Annotated in this window: 3 protein-coding genes and 1 pseudogene; 2 read left to right on the forward strand and 2 right to left on the reverse strand. The window is 62.0% G+C overall.

What is annotated here, in order from left to right; all coding sequences use genetic code 11:
- Positions 1-306 (forward strand): inositol monophosphatase family protein (locus tag HP546_RS29170; RefSeq protein WP_306125961.1); only part of this gene is annotated, 306 nt, incomplete at its 5' end.
- A gap of 134 nt (positions 307-440) precedes the next feature.
- Positions 441-1,172, forward strand: coding sequence for a hypothetical protein (locus tag HP546_RS29175; RefSeq protein WP_172233025.1), 732 nt, complete (start codon positions 441-443; stop codon positions 1,170-1,172).
- Between the two features lie 2 nt (positions 1,173-1,174).
- Here the strand turns inward: HP546_RS29175 and HP546_RS29180 are convergent.
- Both HP546_RS29180 and HP546_RS29185 read right to left on the reverse strand, forming a co-directional pair.
- Positions 1,175-2,059: pseudogene (locus tag HP546_RS29180) on the reverse strand (alpha/beta hydrolase).
- Positions 2,060-2,153: 94 nt separating this feature from the next.
- A partial coding sequence (locus HP546_RS29185; RefSeq protein ID WP_256678568.1) for a LysR substrate-binding domain-containing protein occupies positions 2,154-2,439 on the reverse strand: 286 nt, incomplete at its 5' end.

The raw sequence follows: 2,439 nt of genomic DNA on the forward strand, positions 1-2,439 counted from the left end.
CCAGACATGTTCGACAGCGCCGAGCGCAAGGCCGCGTTCGAGGCCGTGGCCGGCAAGGCACGGCTGATGCGTTATGGCGGCGATTGCTATGCCTACTGCATGTTGGCGTCGGGCTTTGTGGACGTGATCGTCGAGGCCAGCCTGCAGCCGTATGACGTGCAGGCATTGATGCCGATCATCGAAGCGGCGGGTGGGGTGATCACTGCCTGGGATGGCAGCAGCGCGCAGAATGGCGGGTGTGTGGTGGCCTGTGGCGACCCGGTGCTGCATGCGCAGGTGGTGGAGCTGTTGCGTCACGCCATGTAAGGAATGTGTGTCTGAACAGGCCAGCACAGGTTGCCAATATCCCCAACCACTGCACTTTTTCCGATTTCCGGGCTCTATGCTTGGCCAGGCTGCTCTGATCCCCAGTACAGCCGCCGAATATCGACCCGGTGCCGATGGTTGCAAGCTACCTGAACGTCCTCCCGCGCCTGTTGCTGGCAGGCGCCCTCACATGCCTGGGCGCCTGCACCCACGAGCAAGGCCGTGACATCGTCAGCCAGTTCGGCAACGGCAAGCCCAGCGAGCTGTTCCAGACCAGCGTCGACCGCCTGGCCACGCTGTCGATGCGCGACAACCTGCAAAGCCTGTACCTGCTGATGAACAAGCTGTACCTGCGCAACCCCAACCAGTGGAAGATGTCTGGCTACGTCGACGCCGCCACCGCAGAGCGGCAGATCCGCATCGCCATCGAACAGCGGCAACCCTTGCCGCAATTGGGCAATCGCCGCGACCTGGCGGCCTTGAGCTACGCCCTGAGCCCGGAGTTTCGCGGTGACCGCGTCGGTGCTTTCATCTACGCCATCGGCAGCATGCTGATTACCGCGCACGGTGGGCGTACCGAGTTCTACATGACCGATACCATTGACCCGCTGTTCATCAACAACGCGGCGCGCAATATCGAGAAGGCGACGTGGATGCTCAGCCAGCGGCAGGATGCCAATGGCGTGCTGTTGCTGTTCTCCAACGAGATTTCGGAGGAGGGCAGCAACCTGAGTTTTGCGGTGGAGTTCGGCAAAATCGTCGCGCGGCTGGATTTGCTGGCCGAGTTGCTGGATGAGCGCTATCGGCGGATCGGGTTGAATTACGCGCAAAGCCTGCTGTTGATGAACTTTTTGCCGGTGCAGTGACTTCAGAGCAATGCCTGGATGGCACGCCGGTAGCGCTGACCGGCCAGGCTCATGCTGTTGTTGTGCGTAGCCCCCGGCACCAGCAACAGCGTTTTTGGCTGGTGGGCGGCATCGAACAGCTGCTGGCTGAAACGCGGCGGCACGAAGCGGTCATCCAGCCCATGTACCAGCAAAACCGGCAGGCCGACATCCTTGATCTTGTCCAGCGAGTCGAACTTTTGCGACATCAACCAGCGTACCGGGAGTGAAGTATTGGCGACCGCAGCGGCGGCGTCGCCCAATGAGGTGAAAGTGGATTCAAGGATCAGGCCGCGTGCAGGTGCCTTGGCACCGTTTTCTTGCGCCTCACGCGCCAGCTCACTGGCCAGTTCCACCGCCACTGCGCCGCCCAGCGAATGGCCGAAGATCAGGCGCTTGCCGGCATCCGGCTGGAGCTGGGCGAAGCGTTCCCAGGCGATGCGTGCATCCTCGTAGACGGTTGCTTCGGATGGCAGGCCGCCACGGCTCTGGCCAAAGCCGCGGTAATCCACAGCCAGCACCGAATAGCCCATGGCATGCAGCTGCTCGATACGGAACAACTGGCCGGTAAGGTTCCAGCGCACGCCGTGCAGGTAGAGGATGGCCGGGGCATTGGCGCGTTTGGCCGGCTACCACCAGGCGTGCAGGCTCTGGTTGTCAGTGAAACTGCGCGGGCGCAGGTCGAGTTCCTGCACATCGTTGGGCAGGCCGCGGAACCAGCTGGCCTGGCCGGGTTCGATGCGAAACACCAGTTCGCGTTCCTTGCACTGCAGGACCGCGCAACTGGTGGGCAGGCCGATGACCAGCAGGCTGGCGCACAGCCAGGTAAGCCAGCGGCGGCGCAGGTGGATGAGGAAGAGGGTGGACATGGAGGCTTTTTTAGCAGATGCGCTCGGGTTGATGTGGGAAAGCAGCCGAATGGCGGGGAGGGTTTGATAACAAGTTGTGTCTGGGGTTATGGGTTCAAAGGCTGCGCAAAGATTCAAGCAACGGCCGAAACTCATCCAGCAACCAGTCACGCAACCGCCGGCAGCTGGACTCATGTTCCTTGTCCTCATTGAAGGCCAGGAAATGGAAGGTGTCCTTGAGTACCAGTTCCTCTTCCACCGGCCTCACCAGCAGCCCTTGGGCAACCAGCGGCGCCACCAGGTGGTGCCAGCCCAGCGCCACGCCCTGATTGCCCAGGGCCAGCTGTACCAGCAGGTTGTAGTCGTTGGCATTGAAAAAGTGCGGCGCCGTGTTGGCGCGG

Source organism: Pseudomonas sp. CM25 (genome assembly GCF_013179705.1).
GTDB lineage: Bacteria > Pseudomonadota > Gammaproteobacteria > Pseudomonadales > Pseudomonadaceae > Aquipseudomonas.